The 23,567-nt window shown below is 64.4% G+C and carries 22 protein-coding genes and 1 riboswitch; of the genes, 12 read left to right on the forward strand and 10 right to left on the reverse strand.

Annotated elements, in window-relative coordinates; translation table 11 throughout:
• Nucleotides 1-76: 76 nt before the first annotated feature.
• From VGN72_15845 to VGN72_15855, 3 genes are all read left to right on the forward strand, one after another.
• Nucleotides 77-1,147, forward strand: coding sequence for a sulfate ABC transporter ATP-binding protein (locus VGN72_15845; GenBank protein ID HEV7300839.1), 1,071 nt, complete (start codon nt 77-79; stop codon nt 1,145-1,147).
• 137 nt (nt 1,148-1,284) lie between these two features.
• A complete protein-coding gene (locus VGN72_15850; GenBank protein ID HEV7300840.1) occupies nt 1,285-1,425 on the forward strand; it encodes a hypothetical protein in 141 nt (46 codons plus the stop codon).
• Between the two features lie 280 nt (nt 1,426-1,705).
• Nucleotides 1,706-2,302, forward strand: coding sequence for a class I SAM-dependent methyltransferase (locus VGN72_15855; protein ID HEV7300841.1), 597 nt, complete (start codon nt 1,706-1,708; stop codon nt 2,300-2,302).
• 41 nt (nt 2,303-2,343) lie between these two features.
• Here the strand turns inward: VGN72_15855 and VGN72_15860 are convergent, their stop codons facing one another.
• The 5 genes from VGN72_15860 to VGN72_15880 all read right to left on the reverse strand — a co-directional run bounded on the left by VGN72_15860 (nt 2,344) and on the right by VGN72_15880 (nt 7,247).
• Nucleotides 2,344-3,672, reverse strand: coding sequence for a M48 family metalloprotease (locus tag VGN72_15860; GenBank protein ID HEV7300842.1), 1,329 nt, complete (start codon nt 3,670-3,672; stop codon nt 2,344-2,346).
• 258 nt (nt 3,673-3,930) lie between these two features.
• A complete protein-coding gene (locus VGN72_15865; protein ID HEV7300843.1) occupies nt 3,931-4,749 on the reverse strand; it encodes a hypothetical protein in 819 nt (272 codons plus the stop codon).
• A 528-nt stretch (nt 4,750-5,277) separates the two neighbouring features.
• Nucleotides 5,278-5,919, reverse strand: a complete 642-nt coding sequence (locus tag VGN72_15870; GenBank protein HEV7300844.1) for a hypothetical protein — start codon at nt 5,917-5,919, stop codon at nt 5,278-5,280.
• A 69-nt stretch (nt 5,920-5,988) separates the two neighbouring features.
• Nucleotides 5,989-6,726 (reverse strand): hypothetical protein, encoded by a 738-nt coding sequence (locus VGN72_15875; GenBank protein ID HEV7300845.1) that lies wholly within the window; start codon nt 6,724-6,726, stop codon nt 5,989-5,991.
• 35 nt (nt 6,727-6,761) lie between these two features.
• Nucleotides 6,762-7,247 carry a DUF2752 domain-containing protein gene (locus VGN72_15880; protein HEV7300846.1) on the reverse strand — a complete coding sequence of 162 codons (486 nt, stop codon included), beginning with the start codon at nt 7,245-7,247 and terminating at the stop codon, nt 6,762-6,764.
• A 692-nt stretch (nt 7,248-7,939) separates the two neighbouring features.
• On the opposite strand from VGN72_15880, the gene VGN72_15885 reads away from it, so the two are divergent.
• A complete protein-coding gene (locus VGN72_15885) occupies nt 7,940-9,445 on the forward strand; it encodes a glycosyltransferase (protein HEV7300847.1) in 1,506 nt (501 codons plus the stop codon).
• Nucleotides 9,446-9,694: 249 nt separating this feature from the next.
• On the opposite strand, the gene VGN72_15890 is transcribed toward VGN72_15885, so the two are convergent.
• Nucleotides 9,695-10,174 (reverse strand): TspO/MBR family protein, encoded by a 480-nt coding sequence (locus VGN72_15890; GenBank protein HEV7300848.1) that lies wholly within the window; start codon nt 10,172-10,174, stop codon nt 9,695-9,697.
• Nucleotides 10,175-10,286: 112 nt separating this feature from the next.
• On the opposite strand from VGN72_15890, the gene VGN72_15895 reads away from it, so the two are divergent.
• From VGN72_15895 to VGN72_15910, 4 genes are all read left to right on the forward strand, one after another.
• Nucleotides 10,287-11,126, forward strand: coding sequence for a glycoside hydrolase family 43 protein (locus VGN72_15895; GenBank protein ID HEV7300849.1), 840 nt, complete (start codon nt 10,287-10,289; stop codon nt 11,124-11,126).
• A 286-nt stretch (nt 11,127-11,412) separates the two neighbouring features.
• On the forward strand, nt 11,413-12,648 hold the full coding sequence (locus VGN72_15900; GenBank protein HEV7300850.1) for a DUF748 domain-containing protein: 1,236 nt from the start codon (nt 11,413-11,415) through the stop codon (nt 12,646-12,648).
• A 6-nt stretch (nt 12,649-12,654) separates the two neighbouring features.
• Nucleotides 12,655-13,275 (forward strand): group 1 truncated hemoglobin, encoded by a 621-nt coding sequence (locus VGN72_15905; protein ID HEV7300851.1) that lies wholly within the window; start codon nt 12,655-12,657, stop codon nt 13,273-13,275.
• A 297-nt stretch (nt 13,276-13,572) separates the two neighbouring features.
• Entirely contained in the window at nt 13,573-14,808 is a 1,236-nt protein-coding gene (locus tag VGN72_15910; protein ID HEV7300852.1) for a hypothetical protein, read from the forward strand.
• 199 nt (nt 14,809-15,007) lie between these two features.
• On the opposite strand, the gene VGN72_15915 is transcribed toward VGN72_15910, so the two are convergent.
• Together VGN72_15915 and VGN72_15920 are read right to left on the reverse strand one after the other, a co-directional pair.
• A complete protein-coding gene (locus VGN72_15915; GenBank protein HEV7300853.1) occupies nt 15,008-15,163 on the reverse strand; it encodes a hypothetical protein in 156 nt (51 codons plus the stop codon).
• 65 nt (nt 15,164-15,228) lie between these two features.
• Entirely contained in the window at nt 15,229-15,462 is a 234-nt protein-coding gene (locus VGN72_15920) for a hypothetical protein (protein HEV7300854.1), read from the reverse strand.
• 492 nt (nt 15,463-15,954) lie between these two features.
• Between VGN72_15920 and VGN72_15925 the strand changes: the two genes are divergently transcribed.
• Both VGN72_15925 and VGN72_15930 read left to right on the forward strand, forming a co-directional pair.
• A complete protein-coding gene (locus VGN72_15925) occupies nt 15,955-17,937 on the forward strand; it encodes a malectin domain-containing carbohydrate-binding protein (protein ID HEV7300855.1) in 1,983 nt (660 codons plus the stop codon).
• Nucleotides 17,938-18,282: 345 nt separating this feature from the next.
• On the forward strand, nt 18,283-19,638 hold the full coding sequence (locus VGN72_15930; GenBank protein ID HEV7300856.1) for a UDP-glucose/GDP-mannose dehydrogenase family protein: 1,356 nt from the start codon (nt 18,283-18,285) through the stop codon (nt 19,636-19,638).
• Nucleotides 19,639-19,853: 215 nt separating this feature from the next.
• Here the strand turns inward: VGN72_15930 and VGN72_15935 are convergent, their stop codons facing one another.
• Complete coding sequence (locus tag VGN72_15935; GenBank protein ID HEV7300857.1) at nt 19,854-20,387, reverse strand: hypothetical protein; 534 nt, start codon at nt 20,385-20,387, stop codon at nt 19,854-19,856.
• A 299-nt stretch (nt 20,388-20,686) separates the two neighbouring features.
• Here VGN72_15935 and VGN72_15940 point away from each other — a divergent pair, with 299 nt between their 5' ends.
• On the forward strand, nt 20,687-20,851 hold the full coding sequence (locus VGN72_15940) for a hypothetical protein (GenBank protein ID HEV7300858.1): 165 nt from the start codon (nt 20,687-20,689) through the stop codon (nt 20,849-20,851).
• A gap of 66 nt (nt 20,852-20,917) precedes the next feature.
• A complete protein-coding gene (locus tag VGN72_15945; protein HEV7300859.1) occupies nt 20,918-21,337 on the forward strand; it encodes a hypothetical protein in 420 nt (139 codons plus the stop codon).
• Between the two features lie 266 nt (nt 21,338-21,603).
• Here VGN72_15945 and lpdA read toward each other — a convergent pair whose 3' ends face one another.
• Nucleotides 21,604-23,004 (reverse strand): dihydrolipoyl dehydrogenase, encoded by a 1,401-nt coding sequence (gene lpdA / locus VGN72_15950; GenBank protein ID HEV7300860.1) that lies wholly within the window; start codon nt 23,002-23,004, stop codon nt 21,604-21,606.
• Between the two features lie 237 nt (nt 23,005-23,241).
• A riboswitch (cyclic di-AMP (ydaO/yuaA leader) is annotated at nt 23,242-23,417 on the forward strand.
• Nucleotides 23,418-23,567 lie beyond the last annotated feature (150 nt).

The following is a 23,567-nucleotide window of genomic DNA, read 5'->3' on the forward strand; positions in this document are numbered from 1 at the left end:
ATGAAAAGACGGGAGGCGGGATCGGAAAGCATCGCATCCAATCGGCAATTGGCATTTGGCAATTGGCATTGAAACCATGAGCATCGAAGTACGCAACATCACCAAGTCGTTCGGCTCGTTCAAGGCGTTGGACGACGTCAGCCTTAGCGTTGCCAGTGGCGAGCTCGTGGCGCTGCTGGGGCCGTCGGGCAGTGGCAAGACGACGCTGCTGCGGATCATCGCCGGGCTAGAGACGGCCGACGCGGGCAGCGGGCAGGTGCTGTTTGCCGATGAGGACGTCACGCATCGCGAGGTGGGGGCCCGGCGGGTGGGGTTCGTGTTTCAGCACTACGCGCTATTCCGCCACATGACGGTGATGGAAAACGTCGCGTTCGGCATGCGCGTCCTGCCGTGGCGCAAGCGGCCATCGCGGTCGGCCATTAAAGCGAAGGTGATGGAACTGCTGTCGCTCGTGCAGCTCGAACAGCTCGCCAAGCGATACCCGTCGCAACTGTCGGGCGGCCAGCGGCAGCGCGTGGCGCTGGCACGGGCGCTGGCGGTCGAGCCGCGCGTGCTGCTGTTGGATGAACCCTTCGGCGCGCTCGACGCGAAGGTCCGCCGCGAGCTACGCAAGTGGCTGCGCAAGCTGCATGACGAAACGCACATCACGACGGTCTTCGTCACGCACGACCAGGAGGAAGCGCTGGAGGTCGCCGACCGCGTCTGCGTGATGAGCAACGGCAAGATCGAGCAGATCGGCACGCCCGAAGAGGTCTACGAGCACCCGGCCACGCCGTTCGTCTACAACTTCCTGGGCAACGTGAATTTGTTCCACGGCCGGGTGGAAGACGGACAGTTCGCTGCCCCGGGGCAGGACGGCGACGCGCGCGGCGGCGCGTCGACCACCGCGGCGCCACTGACCTACGTCCGGCCGCACGACGTGGAGATTCTGCGCCACGCCAACGGCAGCACGTTCCCCGCCCGCATTGACCACATCAGCTTCGCCGGCCCGGTGGTGAACGTCACCCTTCGCCGCAACGATGACGGCGCCACGATCGAGGCGGCGCTCACGCGTGATCGGTACAAGGAACTCTCGCTTCGCCAGGACGATGCCGTGCACGTTCGATTCAAACACGCCGTGACGTTCGAGAACGATTACTCGATCTGATGACTCTTCTCCTCACGTAGCTTGCGCGGCCCGCCCATGGCGTCGGTACGCCGGCGCTATCCGTGGCACGAGCCTCCGGCCCGCGAAGCTATTCATAGGAAGGATCGCTTAAGGGGCCGCGCAAGATCCACGCGGTGATGGGTCGCGGCCTGCCGCGTGAGCAGGTGCCGTCGGTCAGCAGCTTCGGGCGGATCCTGCGCCGCAACGATTGCATCAGCCCACGCGCCTCTAAAGCCGCTGAGCGCTACCAGCGCTTCGAGCACCCCAACGACCTGTAGCAGATGGACTTCAAGGGCGACGTCGCGCTGGCTGCCGGCGGGCGACGACGGCGTGTGGCGCGTCCACTTCGGCCGGTTCCCGATCCCCCTCCTGGACGAACGCGACGGCAGCGTGAGAATGGTCAGACCGTGACAAGGCCAGTGTCACCCATGTCCCGGGTCCGCACACGCAGCCGACACGGCTTGGAGTACCAAACCGTGGCACCCAGAGGACAAGCCGCTACAGGAATGGGTCGGTTGCTCTAGTTGGCCGGGGGATGATCTCAACAAGAAGCTCTCGATGAACCCCACTGAAGTTGGCCAAAGTTACGACGCTATAACCGACCGCTGGTCATCGCCGGCGCATCCGTTGACTGGTGTGGCGGCGCACGATCGGGCGGTGCGGTTTGTGAAGGGGCGCGGGGCGGCGCTGGATGCGGGGTGCGGGTGTAACGGGCGGTTGATCGACTACCTGCTGTCGCAGGGGTTCTCGGTGGAGGGCGTGGACGTGTCGGAGCGTATGGTTGCGCTGGCCCGCCAGCGCAACCCGGCGGCGACGATCTATCATGCCGATATCTGCCGATGGAGTCTGCCGCGGACGTACGATTTGATCAGCGGGTGGGACAGCATCTGGCACGTCCCGCTCGCCGAGCAGGCGGCGCTGCTGGAAAAGCTGTGCGCGGGCCTGAACCCTGGCGGCGTCCTGATCTTCACCCTCGGTGGCACCGACGCGCCGGGCGAGGTGCATGATGCCCACATGGGCGTGCCGATGTACACGGCCACGCTGGGGATTCCGCAGACGCTGGACCTGCTGGCGCGGTGCGGCTGCGTGTGCCGGCATCTGGAATACGACCAGTTCCCCGAACTGCACGTGTACGTGATTGCGCAGAAGGCGTAACGGCCGCTGGACGGTGGTATCGTGCGGCGGCGCCGCCCGCCTCAAGCCCCAACGCCTGCCGCCGTCTGGCGGACGTGGGGCGCGGTGGTGGGGAAGAGGTGTTCGGCCTTCAGGTTTTGGCCGAGCACGGAGCGGTAGAAGTCGACCGTCGCCAGCTTGCACAAGTCGTCGAACTCCTTGAACAGCACGGCGGTGGGGGCGTCCAGCTTCATGACGCCGCGCAGCTTGGCCTTGCGTAGCGCGGCGATGCGCTTGAACAGGGGCGGGTGCGTGTCGAACCAACTGGTGTCGGCGGACAGGATCTGCGCCTCGATGCCCGACTTTACCTTGGCCGGCAGATCGCGGCGGACGAGGTCGGTCAGCTGCACGAGGTCGTCGGGCAGGGTGCGGCGTTGCCACTGGGCGTGGGCGTGGTCGATCGCGATCGAGTTGGAGAGGTCGACGTAGGGAACCAGTTCCAGCGCGGCGCCCATCGCGTCGCTGCCGACGATGCGGGCGGCCTTGTGGTCGGCGTCGAACTCGGCCTGGCGCGACAGGTGCATGCTGAGCCCGTGGCTGAGCAGCGCCATACCCTTCAGAATCAGCCGCGTGAGGCCCATCGACAACTTACACAGCAGCGCGATCAGCCCGATCGTCCAGTGCGAGTCGCCGTCGGCGAACGAGTCGACGGCGTCGTCGAGGCCGTTGCGCTGGTAGGCGAGGCGGGTGAACCACGCGTTGATGTGGTGCACGACGTACGACAGCCGCATGAACCCGCCCTGCGCGAAGTGGCCGAACTCGTGGGCGAGCACGCCGGTGAACTGGCGCAGGTCCATCGCGGTGGCCAATGGCATGCCGATCGTCAGCACGAGGCGCCGGCGGAAGATGCCGAGCAGGCCGTTGTCGATGTGGGCCGACGCGTTGGCGCTGGCGATCACGTCGATGCGCGACGGCCGCGGGGTGTTCATCGCATCGCACAGGCGGTCGACGTAGGCGTACAACAGCGGTTGCTCGCGACGGTCGACCCAGTACGGCCGCGGTCCGTTCTTGCTCGATCGCCATAACAGCGGCAGCGTCATGAACACCACCAGCACCGCGCCGGCGATGATCGGCGCAACGTACGCAATCGCGATGAGGATGATCGCCCGGCCGCGCACGCCCTGGAACATGGCGCCCGCGTGCGTGGCGTACCAGACGACGCCCGCGACGGCGGCGGCGATCATCGCGAGGTAGACGAGCGGCAGCAGCACCATCACGCCCGCGACGAGCACGATGCCCACGCGGTACGCCAGCGACCACCGCCGCGGTTCGAGTTGCCCGTCGAACGCGGTGGCAAGGTCCGCACCGGTCACCGGCCGATTGCGCGGCACGGCGGGCTTCATCTGTGTCATTGGAAAGGCCCCTGTTTGTGGCGTTGATCCTGTACCGCTTCCCCAGCGGTTGTCGAACAGGATACCCGCCACGTTGCGGGCCACCAAATTGGGCGACGACATCCGTGAACCAGCCCTCTGCAGACGCGTCTCACTCTGGTCCCCTCTCCCGGTACTCCGGGGGAGGGTTAGGGAGGAGGCCAACTACCTTGTATTGCGGTTGAAGACCCCCTCCCTAGCCCTCCCCCGCGAGTACGCGGTAGAGGGGACCCGCGTGCGTCAGTCACCCTCCACGACCGGTAGCGCGGCCGTGCGGTGATGGCCGCTGGAGGCCTCGATCTGCCGGCGGGCGGTGGCGACGATCTCGCCGGCGTCGGCGGTGTCCTTAAGCAAGGCGACGACACCCTGGCTGCCGCGCGCCTTGTGCAACGCGGCGGCGGTGGCCTCGGACAGTTCCGTCAACGTCAGTTCCAAGTCCGTCATGCGGTCGCGCAGGTTGGTCGGCGAGCCGGTGAGGCCCTTGTGACGGCGATAGGTCTCCACGTCCATGCCGAAGGTGCGGTTCATCAGCTCGTTGGTCAGCGCGCGGAAGTGCTCGCTGTCGGTGGCGCCGCGGCGGGCCCACTCGCTGGTGAGGTCTTGCCGGGCGCGCACGGCCCGCAGGCGCTGGTTGACCCACGGGCGGTCGAAACCGCGGCGTTCGTACAACTGCCGAGACCTGGCCGCGGGGCGGTCCGGGTCGCGAGTGGCCTGCAGGCGTTCGACACCGGCGGTCGCCAGCCATCGCTTGATCGGCTCGGCCCGGCGCGACCGCACCGCCTGTACCACGCGCAGCACGCCGGGCAGATCGAGGAAGTCGGCATGGCGGACGGAGCCGTCGGTGTTTGTCGCTTCGAACGTGCGCGCCAGGCCCGCGAGCGACGCATCGCTGCGCTTCAGCTCGGCCCACGCCGCGGCGGGATCGGGCAGGTCTACGTCGCTCAACGCCGTCAGTAAATCGGTGGCGGCGTAATAGGTGATACGCCGCTGGCGCGTGCGGTCGATCCGCGTGTCGTTCAGCAGATTAGCCAGAATGGATGAGTCTGTCGTTTGGCGCATAATCGTATGGCTGTTAAAGAGTTAGCCATAGAATTATACGCTGGAACGGGTGAAAAGATCGTGTGAAAGCTACCTTGGAGGGTTTTTCAAGAACAATGCCGCGTCCGCTCCGACCGTAGCATGGGCGTCCCGCCCATGGAGCCGCGGTACCCCGCGGTGTCGGGCCGTACTCGGCCCGAGTTAAAGAGCGCAAGCGGTCTGCTCTTCCATTGGTGCTGGCAACCCCTTCGCTGGCGCGATTGCTGATTCGGATGGCGTACCATCCGACGCGTCGGCGTACCGACGCCATGGGCGAGCCGCCCATGCTACGGTGAAGACCGGCCCCAACGGTGTTCGTAAACGCCCTCTCAGGATGACGAGGTCTTGAGCTAGAGCGTGTTATGCACTTTCCAGATCAGAAGCTGGCTTGGGTGCCACGGTTTGGTACTCCAAGCCGTGTCTGCGTGTACCGGCACGGCTTGGAGTACCAAACCGTGGCACCCAGCGTCGCACGCCTGCGTTACTGACCCCGAAAGTGCCTAACACGCTCTAGTTAATCCCCTCGGCGGCCCGGTGGTTGTAGAGCAGTTTGGCTACCTGATCGGCCAAGCTCTGGATCATCTGCTGGTTCAGCGCGGTCTCGTTGGTTTTCTGGTCGACGCGGACGAAGGGGGTTTGCAGGGAGACGGGATAGCCGTCGACCGTGTCGGTGGGCCAGCGGGTTTCGCCGGTGGTGGTGTCGACGATCTTCAACCGGCCGCTCGCGCTGGCGCGGGCCATGATGCCGTCGCTGCTGAGGCCCATCTGCTGCAGGTTCAGGTAGAGCACCTGCTTGGCCCCCGTGGCCCGGCCGATCTGCGGGATCGACATCGACCGATAGCCGGCCGGGTTGGTGTCGCGCAGCAGGTCGAGCGCGTCGGCGTCCACCAGCGGGGCGACCTGGTGGGCGGTCAGCTCCTGTCGAAGTTGGGCCGTCAGTTGCTGGGCGCCGATGTGGTTGACGCTGGGGTTGTCGAAGTTCTCGATTAGCACCAGCATCGGCTCGGCCTTCGGCTGGTACTTAGCGTAGATCATCGGTGGTGGCATCAACCGCTGCGACGCGAGCGCCGCGACGTTGCAACCGGCCGCCAGGGGCAGCAGCGCCAGGGAACCAAGCAGGCAGAGGATCACGCGGGGCGCGAACTGGGGCATGGCAATCGTTCCTCTGTTGGCGTGAGGTTCTTCACTCCGCACTCGACAATCATCACTCAGCACTTCCCACTAGTCTTCCGGCGCCGCGTGTTCGATGAACCGGTTAACGATTTCCTGCGCAAAGGTGCTGACGGTGCCGCTGTAGGTTTTGCCGTCGCCCAGATCGGGCACACCTTCGCGTTGGGCCTTGCGGGGGAAGTCGACGCGGACGTCGTTTTCCTCGTAGGCGACCTTCGCGGTGCCGTCGGGGGCCACCTCGACGACGCGGAGCGTGCCAACCATCGACCCGCGGTACAGCTCGACGGCCGAGTCGGAGCGGGTTTGGAACGACTCGATCTCCACGTAAATCAACCGCGACACACCGAGCCGCGGGGCGACCTCGGTGATCGGCATGCCTTCGGTCTCGGGGTGCTCGCGCTGAAAGCGCACGACGCTGGCGGGGATGTAGGGAAACTTGGCGCCGGTGAGTTCCTTTGCGACTTTCTGCGGCTTGCCCTTGGCGTCCTTGGGGGTTGCCAGGCGGTTGTGAACGCCGGTGGCGACGTCGAGGCTGATGCCGGGCCAATCGATGCGCACCCCGCGGTCGGTCCAAACCATGATCGCGACCGACTGGTCCTGCAAACCGGTGTACTTCGGTTTGATCGGCGGCTTTGGCATCGCGTTGGCCAGCACCGCGAGCGGGCCACACCCCGCCAGCGACAGCATCGCGGCCGATGGCAGGACGAGCGACGCCAGCACGAGCAGCCGCCCAGGCAGTTGGCGGGCAGCGTGGGGGCGACGGTGGCGCGGGCGGTGGGTTGGCTTCATTTCATCCTTCATCCTTCGACCCTCATGCTTGCGAATCATCCCCACCCGTCGATGCCGCGCAGGTGGATGAAGATCTTCCACGCCCAACCCCCGATCGCCAGGGCGAACAGGCCCAGCACGACCGGCACGCCCGGCAGCGCGCGAAGCACGCGGTACGCCGGCCGACCACTGATCGCGACGTACGCCCCGCCCCAAACCGCCAGCGACGCGAGGATCGCCAGTGCAAATCCCATCGGCTGTACGTAGGCGCTGGCAACAGCGTTCCCACGAACGAAGTGGGCGAAGCTGGTCGTCATACCGCAACTGGGGCAGGGCAAGTCGGTGCGGGCCAGGAAGCCGCAGTTCTGCATGCCCAAGCGCATGTGCGTCCCCATGCCGTTCGCCGCCGGCGGCACCTGGGTCGCCGTGATCAGGACCGCCAGCGCCGCCAGCGCGATGGCCAGCGCGATCAGGCGCGCCATCAGCGACGCCCGCGCAGGGACCGTCAGGCGGAGGTAGAGGTTGGGAACGAGGGTCGACACTAGAAAATATCAGGGCAACCGGGGCGTTGGTGAACACCGTCATGCTAATGGGCAAACGGGCTTATCGCAAAACGTGCTCGCCCATTTTTTGCGCGATGTTAACACGCTGCGGCGGAAGTTGTGTTATTCAGCAACAGGGCTGAACGTTACCCTAATCCTGCGTTCCCCCGCACGAAATCCGGCCGATCGATTCCATGCCGCATTTCCCGCTGAACGCTGATGTTGAAGGCGGTCCCGATTTTGCGGTTGGCAAGGCGCGTGCGTCGTAATTTTGAGCGAGGATCGGCTAAGGATTTTCGCCACATAAACAAGCAGGCCGTGGTGTGGTATTGACATTCGACGCGCAGAAGCATAATTCTGGTCATCGCCGGTGGCGCGGTCGGACTATGGCAGTCCGTCACGTCCGTCGATCGAGACATGGGTGCGTCACTCCCCACGACCGGTGGTTCTCACAGCTATTTTTTGGCCCGGTTCCCGGATCGACGGCTTCGCGTTGCCGCTAGCCGCTCGATCATTTATTTGGCGATTCCGATCGTTCGGCACGTTCGCGGGGCCCGCGCTGGCGGGGCGTGTGGGAGGCCGGGGCTGGCTTTTCGGAAAACGGGCATTGACGGTTTTCGGGTTCGGAATGTATTGGGACGGTCCCGCTCGCGCCGGTGAGTGGGGCACCCCTTAGAAAGAGCGGTTTCACGATGCGCGTGTTCATGTTGGGCTGGGAATTTCCACCGTTCATCAGCGGTGGACTGGGGACCGCGTGCTACGGCCTGACCAAGGCGATGAGCGCGCTGGGGACCGACATTCTCTTCGTCTTGCCGCGCCCCGTCAGCACGCCGTTCTCGTCGCACCTCACGCTCGTCAGCCCCAGCCCCGAGGCCGTCGCCACCGCGTCGGCCGGTGGGCGTTCGTCGTCGTCACCGGGTGTCGGGACATCGCCGGTAGTGACCGAGTTTCGGATGGACGAGTTCGAGCACGTCACGTTCCGCACGGTCGACGCGCAGATGGTCGACCCGTACACGCGACCGGAAGATTACGACGTGCAGATCAAGACGATCCGCGAGGAGCGCACGCGCATCACCGACGCCACGCCGATCGACCCGATCCTGACCCCCCCGGTGGGAGCCCGCGCCGTAGCCGCAGTCGCTTCGTCCCACCCGGCCCCAAGCGCCTCGGCGCCGCAACAGAACCGCGAGCCCGGCCTGAAGGTGGATGGGCCGATCAAGAGCTTTTTAGGCAATGGCAGCCCCGGCGCGCACTACGCCGGCGACCTGTTCAGCGAAATCCAGCGGTACGCGATGCTAGCGACCGACATCGCGCGCACCGAGCATGCCAACGTCGTGCATGCCCACGACTGGATGACCTTCCCCGCCGGCATGGCCGTCGCCGCCCAGAAGGGGCTGCCGCTGGTGGTGCACGTGCACAGCACCGAGTTCGATCGCTCCGGCGTGCACGTCGACACGCGCATCTACGACATCGAACGTCGCGGCATGCACGCGGCCATGAAGGTGATCGCGGTCAGCCATTTGACCAAGAACATCATCGTGCAGCAGTACGGCATCGACCCGTCGAAGGTCGAGGTGGTCTACAACGCCATCGAGTCCAACGGCGCGCTGAGCGATTTTGATGAAGAGAAGTACAAGATCCACAAGGACGAGAAGGTCGTCCTGTTCCTGGGCCGCATCACGATGCAGAAAGGCCCGGAATACTTCATCGCCGCCGCCAAGAAGGTGCTGGAGGTGATGGACAACGTGAAGTTCGTGATGGCCGGCTCCGGCGACATGATCCGCCGCACGATCGAGATGGCCGCCGCCATGGGCATTGGTCACAAGGTGCTGTTCACCGGCTTCCTGCGTGGCGGCGACGTGGACAAGGTCTTCAAGATGGCCGACCTCTACGTCATGCCCAGCGTCTCCGAACCCTTCGGCATCGCGCCGCTGGAGGCGATGAGCAACGACGTTCCGGTGATCATCAGCAAGCAGTCGGGCGTTTCCGAAGTGCTCACGCACGCGCTGAAGGTCGATTTCTGGGACGTGAACGAGATGGCCAACAAGATCATCGCTGTGTTGCGCCACCCGCCCCTGGCCAGCACGCTGCGCCAGCACGGCAGCTTCGAGGTAAAGGCCATGAGCTGGACCGACGCCGCCAAGGGCTGCGTCGACGTCTACGAGATGGCGACCGGCGGGATGACGGCGCGGGTATAACCAAAAGGCGTTCGCGTCTCCCGCAACTTTCGGAAGCATGCCGGCCCCTCTTCTGTAGGACAGGCATTCCTGCCTGTCTCTCCCCCCGGTATTCTTCTCCCCCCGTATTCTTGTCCCCTCTACCACGTACTTGCCCCTCAGTGCTAGGGAGGGCGCCCGAGCGCGGACACCTTCAAGATCGCACCATGCGACCCCCGCCCTAACCCTCCCCCGGAGTACCGGGAGAGGGAACCAGAGGCACGCGCACGCCTACCTGTTCAACCAGTAGAGCGCGGCGTTCAGCACCGTCGCAAAGCTGGCCCACAGCAGATAGGGCACCATCAACGCGCCCGCGGCCCGCGACAGGCGGAAGAACAGCACGATCGTCACGATGATCATCCCCAGCAGTGGCACGATGACGATCAGGCCCGCCAACGGCGATCGCAGGCCAAAGAAGGCGGGGGACCAGAGGGCGTTCAGGGCCAACTGGATCGCGAACGCGATCGTCGCGCCGCGCACGCCGGGCGTTGACCCGCCGCGGCGCAGCACGAGGAAGAGCGCAACGCCCATCATCGCGTACAGCAGCGTCCACACCGGCCCGAACAGCCAAGCGGGCGGGTTGAACCACGGTTTGTTCAGCGTCGGGTACCACTCGCGCACGCTCGACATCGTCGCGACACCGCTGGCGATGCCCATGAGTTCACAGCCGGCGATGCAGGCGAGCAACAGCAGCCAATCACGCAATTTCATGCGCCGAATCGTAGCAGAAATGGGCAAGGAACTCGGACCGGCGGCGGTCCAACGGACGCGGTGGGGCGATCATCGCGATTCGAGCGGCAGCGGATAGAATCGCCGCCCAACCATGACGCATGTCTCCTTCACCGCTGTTCTCGTCCTTTTGGCCATGCTGACCACGACCACCGCTGTCGCCGCCGAGCGGGCGTTCCTGTTCGCGACGTTCAAGGGCGAGGCATCGCCGATGACCGAGCAGGTCTACTTTGCCACCAGCCGGGATGGCCGGCAGTGGACGGCGCTGAACGGTGGCGAGCCGGTGCTCGTGAGCGACCTGGGGGAAAAAGGCGTGCGCGACCCGTTCCTCATAAGGTCGAAGGACGGCCGCAAGACGTACATCATTGCGACCGACCTCTCCATGGCGCGCGACGGCGACTGGACGCGCGCGGTGCGGGCCAGCAGCAAGTCGATCGTGATCTGGGAGTCGACCGACCTAGTGAATTGGTCGGACGCGCGGCTGGTGAAGGTGGCGCCGGACGACGCCGGCTGCACGTGGGCGCCCGAGGCCATCTACGACGAGGCGCACGACGACTACCTCGTCTTCTGGGCATCCACGACGGCCGGCGACGACTTTGCGAAGCATCGCATCTGGGCGAGCCGCACGAAGGATTTCCAGACGTTCAGCGAGGCGTTCATCTACATCGACAGGCCGCAACAGGTAATTGACACGCACATCGTGCGCGACGGCGGTCGGTATTACCGCACATCGAAGGACGAGAAGAACAAAACGATGATCTACGAGGTCGCCGACCAGCTGATGGGCCCGTGGCAGGACGTGCCCGGTAACACGCTTGCTGCGGTGCGCGGGCACGAGGGACCGCAGTCGTTTCTACTGGAGCCCGCCGCCGACGGTAAGCCGGCGACGTGGTGCATGCTGCTGGACTACCACAGCCGAGGCGCCGGTTACTAGGCGTACCTCACGCGCGATCTGGCCAAGGGGCAGTTCGAGCCTGCGACTGGTTTCACGTTCCCGTTCATCTTCCGGCACGGATCGGTTCTGTCAGTCACCGCCGACGAACTGGATCGGCTGACGAAGGCGTACGGAGCGGCCGAGGCTGGGAAGCAGTAGCTGCCGGCGTTAGACGTTCCCGTTTCTCCACTGCCCGGGCAAGGTTCCACGGCACTGCTGCGGGCGTTTTGGACGTGGTCCGATCGCAAGGTGCACCGCTATAGTGCGCGGTGTGGCCGTGGCGGAATTGAACACTGCACCTGCGACTGACGAAAAGGCCGGTGGCGATGCGCCACGGGCCGAGCCGGAGCACGTGAAAAAGCGCCGCACGCGCCGCCAGACGTTGCTGGGCCTGCTTGGCATCGTGATCGTGCTGCTCATCGTTGCGCGGCTGCTGTTGCCGAGCGGTGTGCGGTGGTACGTGAACCGCGTGCTCGATCAGGACCCGATCTACAAGGGCCGCATCGGCGACATCAAGATCGCGCTATGGCGTGGCGCCTACTCCATCAACGACATCCGCATGAACCAGGTGATCGGCAGCGTGCCCGCGCCGCTCTTCTCGGCCAAGCGGCTCGACCTGGCGTTGGAATGGCGCGCGCTGCTGGAGGGGAAGGTGGCGGGGAAGGTGTCGGTCTACGAACCGGAGATCACCTTCGTCGACTCCGAAGACCCCGCCAGCGACCAGACCGGTGCCGGTGGGCCATGGCTGCAAATCTTGAGTGAGCTGTTCCCGTTCGACATCAACAGCGCCACCGTCGTCAACGGCACCGTGAACTTCCGCGCGACCGACACCGACCCGCCCGTCGACGTGCAGCTGACCGAGCTGAACGTGCAGGTGGACAACCTCACCAACGTCCACGACGAGGTCCGCCGACTCGTCTCCACCGTCACCGCGACCGGGCTGGCGATGGGGCACGCGAAGATCGACTTCCAGACGGAGTTTGACCCGTTCTCGTACAACCCGACGTTCAAGATGGGTCTGAAGATGCTCGGGCTGGACGTCACTAAGACCAACGACCTCGCCAAGGCGTACGGGCAGTTCGACTTCGAACACGGCTGGTTCGACCTCGTCGTCGAGATCGACGCCAAGGAAGGCCAGCTCGAGGGGTACGTGAAGCCGCTGTTCCGCAATTTGAAGATTTTCACGCTGAAAGAGGTCGGCGAGAAGGACATCTTCGCGCTGTTTTGGGAAGCGATGCTCGGGACGGTGTCGGAGGTGATCGAGAACCAGCCGCGCGACCAGCTGGCGACGTTCATCCCCGTCAGCGGCAATTTCAGCGGGCCGGACACCGACCTGCTCGCCACTTTACTGAACGTGCTGCGCAACGCGTTCATCCGCGCCTACCTGCCGCGGCTGGAGGGCCAGACGCCGGCGGGGCAGGGCATGCAGTTCGGGCGCGGGTCGCCGGAAGACCCCCTGGCGCCCGCCCCCGGCGGGGCCGGCGCGGCCCGCGGCGCGGATGACGCGAAGGCGAACGAATAGGAACTTATGAACATGACGACCCGATGGACATCAATCGTGACGATCGCGCTGCTGAGCGCAGCAACGCTTCAGGGCTGCGCCAGCCAGGAGAAGGAAGACGACAGCTTCCACACCTCCGGCAGCCGTGAGGCCGACCAGCGCGCCGAACAGCGCATCACCAAAGATCAGCAGCTGAAGGGCGGCGAGGAGGGCGCGCTCAGCGAAGAGGCCAAGACGCTCTATGGGCGCCTTGGCGGTGAAGAGGGCGTGACGCGCATCGTCGATGACTTCATCGACCGCGCGCTGGCCGACCCGCGCGTCAACTGGGCGCGCAAGGGCGTCACGCGCGGCGGGCTGCTGGGCATCGGCGACAAGTCCGTCGAGTGGGAGGCCTCGCCGCAGAACGTTGCGACATTGAAACGCCACATGGCGCAGTTCGTCGGCCTGGCCACCGGTGGGCCGGCGGTGTACGAGGGGAAGGACATCAGGGCCAGTCACGCCGGCATGAAGATCACCAATGCCGAGTTTGACGCAACGATCGGCGATCTGAAGGCCACCCTCGATGCACTGCAGGTGCCCGCGGACGAACAGAAGGAACTGCTCTCGATCATCGAAAGCACGCGACCACAGATCGCGGAAGAGCGGTAGGGCACTCCACTTTCACCCGAAGCGTTCCCCGTTTAGCCGCGGGCTTGCCCGCGTTCGACGAACGAATCGATCGCGGGCAAGCCCGCGGCTAAAACGAGAAGACTCATCCTTTGATCGAACGGTATATCCTGCGCAGGTTATCGGATAATCGTTGCGTTGGTCGTTGCGCGCAGACATGAAGGACCGAAAAGGGGAATTTAGCATCTACTAGGCGGAATTAGCTTAAAATCTGCGAAAGTTGCCCATCCGCAAAATCGGCTACGCGTCCTATGTTGGCACGTGATGGGTGGCGGTCGTTTGCTCAACTTCAACAAGGCGGCGCACTGCCGGCGATTCATGTTGCTGGCGTTGTCGCTGTTCACCGCGGCGCCGATCGCCAGCGCGCACGAGATGGACGCCTTCAGCACGCCTGCGGTGCGAACGGGGGAAGCCGAGCCGCAGTTCGTCGACCTCGGGCCGATGCTGGACGCGTGGATGTACCGCGTGCTGGAGACGGCCGTCGCGAAGGTGAACGAACCGCTGCGACCACTGGTGGAGGCCGGCAACGATCCGGCGCGACTGGCGATGCTGCAACGGCCGGACGAGGTGGTGAAGTCCGTTACCGCTGCGCTGCCGCGATCGATTGAGTTGATCAATTCGATCGAGCGAACGGTCGCCTCGAAGCGACTGCAGGCGCGGTTCCCGGGGCAGATCGTGGCGTTTCGAGCCGGTGGGCCAGGCGTCTACCGCAGCGCGTTTCCGTGGCCGGACCTGCGCAGCATCACGCACAACGTGCTCAGCTCGACGATGCTGGTCCACGGCGTCTACATCGGCGCCGATAAGGTTGGGCACTTCACCGACGTGGGCGTCGGCTACTACTGGACTTATAAAAAGGCCCTGCGCGAGGGCGCGACCGAGATGGGCGCGATTCAGCTTGCCGTCGCCAGCGGCACGGACGGCATGTTCTCGGAAGGGGGCCTGCTCGGCCTGGCCGCCACGGGGGCCTACAGCAACGCCGACCTTGCGGCCAACTTCGCGGGAATGTTGTTCTACGTAAACCTGACCGAAGCGATCGAGGTGAACGGCCAGCGCCACAAACCGCTGATGGTGCGCGATGGACCGTACTGGCGGCTCGCCGATCACGTGCGGCCCGGCACGCCACTGTTGCGGCCGTTCGTTACCGATCATTGGGATGAGGCGCTGAACCCCAACCTGCTCGACCGAGCCCTGCGGCCCGCGATCTTGCGCGCGGTGCAGGCGCGGGCCGAGGGCATCCTGCGCCGCTATGCCGATGAGGACGGAGAGCCGCGATCGTACACGTACTTCGCCCGGCGGCAGTACGAGCTGAGCAGCTACTTCGGCATCGACTACGGCCACGAGGGTGGTCCCGCGGAGCTGATCGGCATGGCTGAGGCCGCGCTCGCCGTAGAGCCGGGGCCGGCGATCGTGGAGATGGCGCCGCCGCCGCAGGAGGCGGCGGTAGTTGAAGTCACTAAGCGCGCGGATCGCGTGAAATCGAAGCCGACACGCATCGCATCCCATCGCCTGCGGTAACGTACGCCGTGGCATCGGCGTCTCGCCCATGCGTGTTTGGTGCCGGAAGATTTTCTTAGCGGGGATCTGTCTGGTCAGCGCGGTCCACCACTAAAAGCATCGCTCGTACTATCCACGGGCATGGGCCAGACGCCATTGCCACGTGGAGAGCGGCCTTGTCGTGCACTTGTTTTTCCCGCCAACGCCTTAGCGGTCGTCTTTAACGTAAGTTGCTCGTCTGCTTGCCCGTGGCGGCTTTGTTGGCGGGGGTGGAGGGGACGTCGGGGCGGGTCTTTCCCTTGCTAGGACCGGCGCTGTTCTGCTTCTGACGGCTGTCCTCTTCGCTCACTCGGTTGCGTAGCTTCTTCTTGGCCATGGCGTGCTCCTTTTGATTTGTTTATCCGTTCGTCCATCCACCCAATCCGTCGGCGCGGAGGGGAACTAGTGCTTGTCCTGCCCCGGTTGCGCACCGGCGTTGTCGGCGTCCTTGCCGAAGATGCGCTTGCGGTCTTCCGTCACGTCGCCGCGCGTCACGGCGTCACCGGCGCGCATCACGGTCTCGGCGTCCGGGATGCCGGCCCCGGCACCACCGCCGCTGTCGACGTCGTTCGACCCACCGCCACCAGCGCCGATCTGGCCGAGGTTCTCGTCGATGCGTTCGCGTTGTTCCGCCATGTTGTCCTCCATCTCGTGCAAAGATGACCCGGCGCCAGCGACCGACGCGCCGCAATGGCAACCGCGGGCGCTCGCGACGCGAACGCGTGGGTCATGGGGTGCTGCAGATGCAAACCGCGGTCCGCCGGAGGGCCCGGTAACATGCCATTTTTGACTCCCGCGAAGGGATGGGTCGTTATCCGGACCCACTGCACGCTAGATTTTCACGAATTTAGTCAGCCGGCGCACGGCCGATGGCCCGCGCCGACCGATGACAGAGAGGTGCAGGCCGACACATCTGTTCGGTTGCCATGGTCTGCATTGGTGCGTTTTCGATACCGCTGTGGTTTTGGAACGCCGTGGTATGATTGACCGCGTCACCCGGGGATGACGGGCTTCAATACGAACGGGAACTAGAGACTTCTCAAGCGAAAGCACGCTGCGTGCGCGATGCGGTCACCTGCGTCAGGTGGACCGTGGCGGGCGGCGTGCGGGTCTTGAAAGGGAACGAACGTGGGCGATCAATGGTCCGAAGCGCTGGAACGGCGCACGCTGCTCTCGGTGGCGTTTCAGTTTGATTACTCGCTCGACAGCGCCGGCTTCTTCACCGACGCCGCGCGCCGCGGCGCGCTGGAAGCCGCCGCCAAGTCGATCACGTCGCGCTTGTCCGACTCCTTGACCGGCATCACGCCGACCGGCAGCAACGCGTGGTTGCTGGCCGGCTACCACCCGGAAACGGGGGGCGTCTACCAGATCGACAACGTCACCGTGCCGGTCGACCGGATCATCGTCTACGTCGGCTCGCGCGACCTGCCCGGCACCACGCTGGCGGTCAGTGGTCCCAACGGGTGGTCGGCCACCGGGGACCCTGCCTGGTACGACACCGTCCATAAGCGCGGGCAGGACGACCCGTCGACCGATTTCGCGCCGGCCAGTGGCACGATCGCGTTCGACAACGGCACCAACTGGTTCTTCGGTGAGACGACGGTCGGCCTGACGACCGACCAGTTCGACTTCTACTCCGTGGCCGCCCACGAACTCGGTCACGTGCTGGGCGTTGCAGCCAGCGATGCCTGGTGGAACCAAACCGCCGAGCGCACGTTCAACGGCCCGAAATCGGTGGCGGCGTACGGGGCGCCCGTGCCGCTGGACGACGAACGGTCACATTGGGAGAACGGCCTGCTCTTCAAGGGCAACGAAACATCGCTCGACCCGACCATCGCCACCGGCCGACGCAAGGAATACACCGGGCTCGACTTCGCGGGGCTCGACGATATCGGTTGGAGCGTCACCGAAGCGCCGCCCGCGCCACAGCCGCAACCGACCGTCGGTTCCATCGCGAGCGTGTCGCTTATCGACGCGAAGACCGACAAGGTCGTCGCGACGCTTGCCGACCAGCAGACGATCAGCCAGGCGACGTTCCCCGGCGGGCTCACGCTGCGCGCCGACACGACGGGCCGCATCGGCAGCGTTCTGTTCGCGGTCGACGGCAAGGTGGTGCGCGTCGAGGGTTACGCGCCCTACACGATCGCTGGTGACGCCGGGACCGACTTTTACGCGTGGGACGTGGCCCCGGGCACCCACACCCTCACCGTTGCCCCATTCGCGGGTCCCAACGCTACGGGCGAGGCGGGCGCCGTGCGGACGATCACGTTCACGATCAACCCACCGCCCGCGTCGACCGGCATCTCCGCGACGCAGCGCATCAACGCCACGAGCAAGCCGATCACGGTCGCCGACGGTCGGATCTTCACTGCGGCCGAGGGGTTCATCGGTGGCACGGAATCGACCGGCGCCGCCGACTACGCCGACACGATCGACGATGCGCTCTTCTACACGCGCCGTTACGGCCGCGACTTCGCGTTCAACCGCGCGGTGCCCAACGGCAACTACACGGTCCAGCTGTACTTCGTCGATCCGGTCTACTCCGCCAAGGGCGGTCGCGTCTTCGACGTGCTGGCCGAGGGCGTCACGGCGCTGGCGAACTTCGACATCGTGGCGGCCGGTGGGGCGAAGCGCGGCATCGTGGTGAACGTGCCGGTGACCGTGGTCGACGGGCAACTGTCGCTGCGCTTCCTGGCCAAGCGCGACAACGCGATCATCAGCGCGATCGGCATCGCGCCGCGCATCGAGGCCGAGTCCGCGACCCGCGTGGGGGCGCAACCGAGCACTCAGTGGGCCGGCTATACCGGCGCAGGCTACGTCGATTACGGCGCTGCCAAGGGTGAATACCTGGAGTTCAACGCGACCAGCGCGTCGGCTGGCAAGTATCGGCTGGTCATCCGCTACGCCAACGGCGGCACGAGCGATCGGCCGTTGGAACTGCGCGTCAACGGCACCGTCGTCACACCAACGCTGTCGTTCAAGTCGACCGGCGGCTGGTCGACCTGGGCCACGACCGAGATCATCGTCGACCTGCTGGCCGGTGACAACGCGATCCGCCTGACCAGCATCGGCGCCAGTGGGGCGAACGTCGACTCGCTTCTGGTCGCCTGATCAACTGCACTTGTTTCATGCAACTGGAGCGACTCAACTTCAGAGCGACTGCCGGCCTCATCTATAGAACGGGTAGCTAGCCCTTGGTAACGGCTGCAGTGTCGAGTCAATACAACAGTTGTACATACATTTTATGAAGGTCTCATAACCACTGTTGACACAAGGCTCTACCGGCACGGACGGAAAATATTGAATCTTCCTCCTCGTTGGCCACGATAAGTGTCTGGAACTGCAACTGAAAACGTGCGGTTTGTCGCGCAGCGTGAAAATAATTCGTGTATAGTCTCGCTGACACGCCAGCGCTCAGTGGGTGAGACTGTTGCTTAGTCGATTAAGGAAAATCATATGGACGTAACGATCATTGGCTGCGGCTACGTGGGCCTCGTGACCGGTGTTTGCCTCGCAAGCATTGGCCACAACGTACGTGGGGTCGAAAAGGACAAGCGGAAGCTCAAGGCGCTTCAGGACGGGCACTGCCCGATCTTCGAGCCCGGCCTGCAGGAGCTGATGCAGGAGAACTACGCCAGCGGGCAAATCCAGTTCACCGACAACGTGAAGGAAGCGGTGAAGGACGCCGAGGTGGTGTTCCTGTGCGTCGGTACCCCACCGAAGGATGACGGCACGGTCGACATGTCGTTCCTGGAAGGGGCCGGCAAGGAGGTCTGCGACGCGCTGGCCGAGCACAACAACGAGTACTTGGTCACGATCATCGTCAAGAGCACGGTGCCGGCCGGTACGAACCGCAAGCTGTACAACTTCCTCAAGAGCCAGACGAAGGCGTACGTCTCGGTCGTCAGCAACCCCGAGTTCCTGAAGGAAGGCACCGCCGTTCAGGACTGCCTGAACCCCGACCGCATCGTGGTGGGCGGCGAGAGCCCCGAGTCGTTCCGCATGATGCGCCGGTTGTACGACCCGCTCATCAAGCGTGAAGAGAACTTCATGACGATGAACTGGGAGTCGGCCGAGCTGACCAAGTACGCCGCCAACAGCATGCTCGCCGCCCGCATCTCGTTCATGAACGAGCTGACGGTGCTGTGTGAGTTCTACGGCGCCGACGTGGAAGACATCCGCAAGGGCATCGGTTCGGACAGCCGCATTGGGCCGGCGTTCCTGCGTGCCGGCTGTGGCTACGGCGGCAGCTGCTTCCCGAAGGACGTCGCCGCGATGGAACACATTGCCAAGTCGGCCGGTCACGAGTCGCTGTTCGTGCACGCGATTCAGACGGTCAACAAGAACCAGAAGAAGCGCTTCGCCGAGAAGATCGTGCAGAAGCTGGGTCGCCCGATCGAGGGCGCCACGATCGCGGTGTGGGGTCTGGCCTTCAAGGCCGACACCGACGACATTCGTGAGTCGGCCAGCATCGACGTGATCGAGTACCTGCTCGAGAAGGGCGCCCACGTGCGAGCGCATGACTACAAGGGCATGGAGCACATGAAGGAGCTGTTCAAGGGGACCGAGGTCGAGTGGTCGCAGGACCCCGTGACGGCCGCCGCCGGCGCCGACGCCGTCGCGCTGCTGACCGATTGGCCGCAGTACACCACGCTGCCGTTCCGCAAGATCGCGGCGACCATGAACCAGCCGATCATCTTCGACGGCCGCAACTGCCTCAACCGCGAAGTGATGCGCGAGACCGGCTTCCAGTACTACCCCATGGGCCGTCCCGCCGTCGAGAACGCGCTTCGGTTGAAGAACCGGGTGTAAGTTCGACGACGCATACGTAAACGAGAAAGCCCTGCGACCTAGGTCGCAGGGCTTTTTTTGCGTCACGTTGTGGATGGCACGCCAACGAAAAACGTCATCCTGCAGCGCCTGAAACACCTTAGCCTTCCGGGGCTGTGCCGGGACGGGCTGAGGCGCATCAGGCGTCGCAGAATGACGATGTTGGAGTCAAACGTCCGACGTGAGATCAGCCTGGATTACAGGCGGATACCGATGCCGAGCGTGTAGAGCAGCTGACCATCACCGTCGAAGATCTCATCGAGCTCTTCGTCTTCGTCGAAGAAGTACTGGTACTCGACGCGACCGAAGACGAACACGTCGTTGGTCTCACCGAGGTAGAACTTCACGCCCGCTTCCGGGCCGGCAGCAAAGGTGTCGCTGACGGTGTCGCCGTAGACGTAACCGAAGTTGACACCGATGAACGGGGCGAATCGACCCAGGTTCAACTGGTAGTCGAGGAACCCGCGCGTCGAGGCGTTGACGTTCGTGCCCGCGCCGACATCGCTGTAGCCGACCGTCTGACGAACGCCGAGCTCGAAAGAGGGCCCAAGGAAGATGCCGAGGCTCGCCTCACCGTTAAACGAACCGGTCTCGACGTCGTTGTCGCTCGAACCGTTACCGGCCAGCGTGAACTCCAAGCCACCGTCGCGCGTGTTGTCGGCGGCCATGGCAGGTGCCGTGGCCAACGCCAACGGAAGCGCCAGTGCGGGTAAGAAGCGTGCGTAACGCATGTGTTCTCCTTCGCCTCGTAGGCGATAATACGTGTTAACAGCGGATGACACCGACCGTTCGGGTATCCGCCTACCGAGCACACCTACATCATGGGGGAACTGAGCCCAATTTGACGACGTGCAAAATTTGAAGCTTGTGTGGAATGTTACGCTTGGGTTGTAAGTGTCTTACATCCATGCGTTTGCGTTTCAGTAAATTCGCACGCAATCGCCGTTTATGCGGATTCTGCCGTTTGAGCGGGGGCGAATGAATGATCAGATAGCGTAGATGGGGCTGTTTCCACATATGCCCGGGGCGATTGCCCGGCCTGCTGGCAGTGGTTGGCTGCTCAGGCGAGCCGTGGCAGAGCAAATCCGCCAAGGTGTTTCTGCGCGACGCCGAGGCGAAAAAATCGGCCAACCCGATCGTCGCGATGGCGCAGCTGCGCGCTGTCACAGCAGGCTATGGTGTTGGAAATTGCTGACGCCGTGCGCGCCGGTGACGTGCCGCGGGCGCAGTTCTGGAGCGCCCGGCTGAACAAGCCGAAGGGGTGTTGCTGCTGCAAGCGCTACCGAAAGGATCAGAACAACAGGATGAGGCGGCCCGCGAGGAGATCGAGTGGCAGACGAGCCGGGCACGGCAGTTGATGGACGAGGCGATGCGTTACGCGCGTCAAACCGAAACGCCACTGCCCGGCCGCACGGTCGAGCGGTCCAACGAGGCCCCGACGCTCGCCGACCCGCCCGCGGCCCTGCGCGAGGTGGCGGGCATCCCGGCCGGCTCGTGGCCTAACTGGATGGGCAACTGGCTCGGCTTCTACAACACGTGGGAAAGCGTGATGGCCCAGGTGCTGACCGCACTGGTGGTCTTGGGCACCTGGCGCGTCGCCCGCTGGAACGCCAAGCGCACCAGCGAACAAAAGCGCCGCGAACGCGCCATTGCTACCTCCGCCACGCCAAGCATGGCCTAGGCCACGAACAACTGTTCAACCACGAAGGCACGAAAGTACGAAGCGATTCCAGACAGTCTGGAATCGCTTCGTGTCTTTGTGCCTTCGTGGTGAAACTGAACTCGTTTAGAGCGTGTTATGCACTTTGGGGGTCAGTAACGCAGGCGTGACGACGCTGGGTGCCACGGTTTGGTACTCCAAGCCGTGTCTGCGTGTACCGGCACGGCTTGGCGTACCAAACCGTGGCACCCAAGCCAGTTTCTGAGCTGGAAAGTGCATAACACGCTCTAGATATGGATCGCCTGCTTCTCCACGTTCATCGCGGCTTCCTTGAAGGCCTCGGCAAGGGTGGGGTGGGCGTGGACGCTGCGGGCGATGTCTTCGACGCTGCTGGCGAACTCGATCGCGACGGCGGCCTCGGCGATCATGTCGCTGGCGCGGGGGGCTAGGATGTGCACGCCCAGCAGGCGGTCGGTCTTGGCGTCGCCGATGACCTTCACGAAGCCGTCCGTCTGGCCCATCGCGCGGGCGCGGCCGTTGGCCATGAAGGGGAACTTGCCGACCTTGATGTCGAAGCCCTTGGCCTTGGCGTCGTCCTCACCGTAACCCACGCTGGCCAGTTCGGGGTTGGTGTAGATGACGTTGGGCACGGCGTTGTAGTTGACGTGGCCCGCCTTGCCGGCCATCAGTTCGACGGCGGCGTAGCCTTCCTCTTCGGCCTTGTGGGCGAGCATCATCCCGCCGATCACGTCACCAATCGCGTAGACTCCCGGCACCTTCGTCTGGTAGTGCGCGTCGACCTGCACGAAGCCGCGCTTGTCGATCTCCACGCCGAGTTCCGTCAAGCCCAGCCCCTGCGTGTAGGGCTTGCGGCCGACCGCCACCAGGACGACGTCGGCCTCTTCCACGCCTTTCTCGTCGCCGCTGGCCCAGTCGACCTTTACCTTCCCGTTGGCGATGGTCGCCGTCTGGGCGCCGGTCTTGAACTTGAACTTGAAGCCCTGCTTTTCCAGCAATTTCTGCAGGGCGGTCGTCATCTCCTTATCCATGTTGGGCGCGATGCGGTCGAGGAACTCGACCACCTGCACCTGCGAGCCCAGCCGGGCCCAGACGCTGCCCAGTTCAAGGCCGATGACACCCGCGCCGATGATCAGCAGCTTTTCGGGAATCTTCGGCAGGTTGATCGCGTGATCGGAGCTAACGACGTGCTTGCCGTCGTACTTGAAGGCCGGCAGCTCGATCGGGGCGCTACCGGTGGCGATCAGCACGCGCTTGGTCGACAGCGTCTTATCACCATCGCTGGCGGTCACCACCACGCTGTTCGCGCTGGCGATGCGGGCGGTGCCCTTCACGTGGGCGATCTTGTTCTTCTTCATCAGGTAGGCGATGCCGTTGGCGTTGGCGCTGACAACGCCGTCCTTGCGCTTCAGCAATGCGGGCAAGTCGATGTCGATCGAACCGACCTTTAAGCCGTGCTTGGCGAAGTCGTGCTTGGCCTGATGGTAGAACTCGCTGGAGTCCAGGAGCGCCTTGGTCGGAATGCAGCCCCAGTTGGAACAGGTGCCACCGAGGGCCGGCTCCTTTTCAACAATGGCGACGCTCATTCCCAGTTGGGCCGCCCGAATGGCAGCGACGTAACCCCCGGGACCGGCACCGATAACGACGAGATCGTAGTTGTTTTCGCTCAAGGCAATCCTTTGGTTTTACCAGCCTCTTGGCTCGCGCGGGATTATAGGGGATGACGGGCGCGGGATCGATACGGCCATCAACTGCTCACTGAAGCAACCAAGCCGTTGGCTTCGCGCCTGGCGCAGGATTCGGAGAGGTTAAGTCTTGCAAGTGCATGTGGTTGTGCGGAGGGCAGGCGCGGGCTCGTTGACCCGTCGGGCGCGCAGGTCTACGCTATTGGCCATGTAGCCGCCGAGACCGAGGGCCTGCCAAGGGCCAGCGGTGCGGGGAACCCAAGGGTGCAGGGACGGGCCGGCAGACGTGTGGTCTGCGGGTCAGGTCTGTACCGGGGGCGAAGGGACTCACAAAAGTTCCAGGGCACTTTCAAGCCCCAGCCCGTCAGCTAACCCCGTAGGCATGTGAAAGGGCGCAGCACGCCGCGCGCCACGTGATGACCTTCTTGAATGACGATCGGGCCCACGCCTGACTGCTTACTTTGCCGCTGAGGCGGCAAGGCCGGTGGTAGGGTAGCGCACGTCTGTCTTTTGGTGGTCGGTCACGGAACGCGCGGTTCCTGCCTTCG

The organism is Tepidisphaeraceae bacterium, from assembly GCA_035998445.1.
GTDB lineage: Bacteria > Planctomycetota > Phycisphaerae > Tepidisphaerales > Tepidisphaeraceae > DASYHQ01.